This is a genomic window from Mycobacterium sp. (genome assembly GCF_035314665.1).
GTDB lineage: Bacteria > Actinomycetota > Actinomycetes > Mycobacteriales > Mycobacteriaceae > Mycobacterium.
Window position 1 is genome coordinate 1 of the sequence record NZ_DATFZD010000010.1, and the last position, 2,842, is coordinate 2,842.

At 62.9% G+C, this 2,842-nt stretch carries 1 protein-coding gene and 4 pseudogenes; 2 read left to right on the top strand and 3 right to left on the bottom strand.

The features are described from left to right. Position 1 precedes the first annotated feature (1 nt). The 3 genes and pseudogenes from VKI00_RS33650 to VKI00_RS00800 all read right to left on the bottom strand — a co-directional run. The gene (locus VKI00_RS33650; RefSeq protein ID WP_414687087.1) at positions 2-601 is read right to left on the bottom strand and encodes a potassium channel family protein; all 600 of its coding nucleotides are present in this window, start codon (positions 599-601) and stop codon (positions 2-4) included. Positions 602-1,214: 613 nt separating this feature from the next. Then, positions 1,215-1,445 (bottom strand): annotated as a pseudogene (locus VKI00_RS00795) (isochorismate synthase); the annotation flags it as partial. 4 nt (positions 1,446-1,449) lie between these two features. Further along, positions 1,450-2,043: pseudogene (locus tag VKI00_RS00800) on the bottom strand (acid phosphatase); the annotation flags it as partial. A 68-nt stretch (positions 2,044-2,111) separates the two neighbouring features. On the opposite strand from VKI00_RS00800, the pseudogene VKI00_RS00805 reads away from it, so the two are divergent. Together VKI00_RS00805 and VKI00_RS00810 are read left to right on the top strand one after the other, a co-directional pair. Beyond that, positions 2,112-2,186, top strand: a pseudogene (locus VKI00_RS00805) (ParA family protein); the annotation flags it as partial. 9 nt (positions 2,187-2,195) lie between these two features. After that, positions 2,196-2,842 (top strand): annotated as a pseudogene (locus VKI00_RS00810) (phosphate acyltransferase); the annotation flags it as partial.

Consider the following 2,842-nt stretch of genomic DNA (forward strand, 5'->3'; position numbering starts at 1 on the left):
CCTATCGTGCTCGCCAATAAGGCCGACGAGCGCTTCTCCTGCTACCCGTCGATCCTTCGCTCTTGGCCGAATCCGGTTTGCCGGCAGAAGCACAGTCCTTACAACGAGGGGCGCTAGTCGGCGATGCGGCTGAAAATAGGCGGTTAATTGCGATACCGGCAGCGAATACGAGGAGAAATCCGCTGACAAGCATTTGGGCAATGACCACCAACCGAGCGGAGCCGCTTAAAGGGTGTATGTCTCCAAAGCCCGTCGTCATGGCAGTGCTTACGGTGAAATAGGCGGCGTCGATTCTACTGAGGGTCTCACTAAAGGCCGCAGGCGACCGCTGCGACAACCAGTAGTAGGCGTTCGCGAAGATGCCCTCAACGTAAAGGACGGCAGCGAAAACAGTTAGCAAGGCATGTCGCGGGCTCCGTCGAGGGACTAACTCCCATAGCACACGTGAAATGTAGAGCAGACCCCCGAGGCCAATGATTACCAGCACAGGTATCGTTGGAGCTGGACTACCAAGCGATAACCACCCCCAAAGCGGAAATGCGACAATAGCGCCGACGTCCATGATGAAGTTCACGACACGGAACAATGACTTCCATGACATAGCCGAACTTTACTCCGGTTAGACCACCGGCAGCGCGCTCCGCTTCTCGAGGGCCAGCGTGCTCCGCGCTCGATGCGAAGACTGACGCGATGACTTCGAGAGCAGCCGGTATCAACCAGCTCGAGGAGTATCGACGAGCAAGGGCGGCGACGGAAAAACCGACATCAGCGCCACCTCGCCCCAACACGGATTGTGTGTCACGCCCACGAGACCGCGCGTCTTGACAGCGTCGAATTACTGTGCGCAGCACTCCTAGCATGGGCCAGACACATTGATCTCGCGCTCGGGCGAGGTCGTTCACAATATGGTGGCATGACCGCTCGTCGCCGCGAGTCCCCCGCGGAGTTCGAACACAGAAGGTCTCACCCCGCACGTAGTGTCTCCATGTCGTGAACTACTTGCTTTCCCTCGGCCCGGTCATTCTCGTCAGCTGCTATCTCCTGCGCCTCAGCGCGAACGGCCACCGCCGCCTTCCGCCGCGCAGCCTCGATTAGAGCTTCGGCTACGGCTCGCCCGGTGGGTGTAGCGGTTGTGTATCCCTTCACGCAAGGCGCGCAACAGGATTCGGCGTTCACCTAGTTCGGCGATGGTCCGGATGACTTCGGCAACAAGCGGGGCCGGTCGGCCAATCAGGCAGCGCACCGCTGCGCAGTACGGTGCGCGGCACCATCGACGCGGCAGGGCCATCCACGTCTAAACGTAAACGCGCCCAACACTATTGGTGCTCGTCCGGAGCGCAGCTCCGCCTGTGCGACCGTCATCTCGGCGTAGCAGGTCCGCACACCGCCGGCAATGAGAGTCCCGTCGGCCCGCACAGCGCAAACCGTGGCTCGCTGGGCTTCATGGCCCTGCGGACGGCAGGTCAGCCCGAGCGCACTGAGCTGTCGTACCCCATGCTCAAAACCACAGACCGCGATCGAGGCGGCTAGCATGGCAAACCGGCTACGCTCGACGAGCGGCAGCTGGAGCCAGCGCGTGATCACCGCGCGGGAAAAGTGGCCGTGACTCGAAAATAACACGTCGCGTGACGCCATGTGGTGTAGCGCCAACGCGACGGCTCGGTCAGCACGATCGGTGACCTGAGTGACGCTTTCACCGCCCGGGCAACCGTGCGTCCAGACCAGACAGTCCGGCTGCAATTCCCGGGTCTGCGCGGTCGTCAGGCCCTCGTAGCGGCCGTAATCCCATTCGGCGATCAACGGCGACACCTCATCGACGCTCAGACTGGCAAACTCGGCGGTGGCCAAGGCCCGTCGGCGCGGGCTGCTGATCACCATGAGGTTCTCGAGCTTGAGTTCACCCAGTGTCCGGCCCGCCGCCTCGGCTTTTTCGCGTCCGGTGTCGGTCAGCTCCAGCTCGGTGCGGCCGGTGTGTTGGCCCGACTTCGACTACTCGGTCTCCCCGTGTCGGAGCAGCACCAGCCGGTGGTTCTCCACGCCCATGCCGACCGATTGTGCCAGACATTTGCGAGTCGCCCCGCGGCATGAGGACAAGGTGCCAGGATGTCTCTGTGACTGATACCCAGGTGCTGGCGGTGGCCAACCAGAAGGGTGGGGTGGCCAAGACGACGGTGGCGTCGCTGGGCCACCCTGGGGTTGTGCTTCTTGAAGGCGACGACGATCGCATCCTCGAGTCGGCCGGGCGGGTGCTGCAGCGCGGGATCGCGGATCTGACCATCCTTGGCGACGAGTTCTGGTCCGCTTGCGCGCAGCCGAACTCGGTGTCGATCTCGACGAGGCGGCGGTGATCGACCCGCGGACCAGCGAGTTGTGCGATCAGTTCGCCGACCAGTACGCGGCGTTGCGCAAGAACAAGGGTGTCACCGTCGAGCAGGCCGACGAGATCATCCACGACGACTCGTATTTCGGCACCATGCTGGTGTACAACGGTTTGGCGGACGGAATGGTGTCCGGCGCCGCCCACACCACCGAGCACACCGTGCGGCCGGCGTTTGAGATCATCAAGACCAAACCCGACATCTCCATTGTGTCGAGCATGTTCCTGATGTGTCTGGCCGACCGGGTCCTGGCGTACGGGGATTGCTCGATCGTCCCGGAGCCCACGACCGAACAGCTCGCCGATATCGCGATCAGCTCGGCGCGCACCGCTGCACAGTTCGGCATCGAGCCGCGGGTGGCCATGCTGTCCTATTCCACCGGCGACTCCGGCGCCGGTGCCGATGTCGACAAAGTCAGGGCGGCAACGGAGTTGGTGCGCAGCCGGGCGCCCGACCTGCTAATT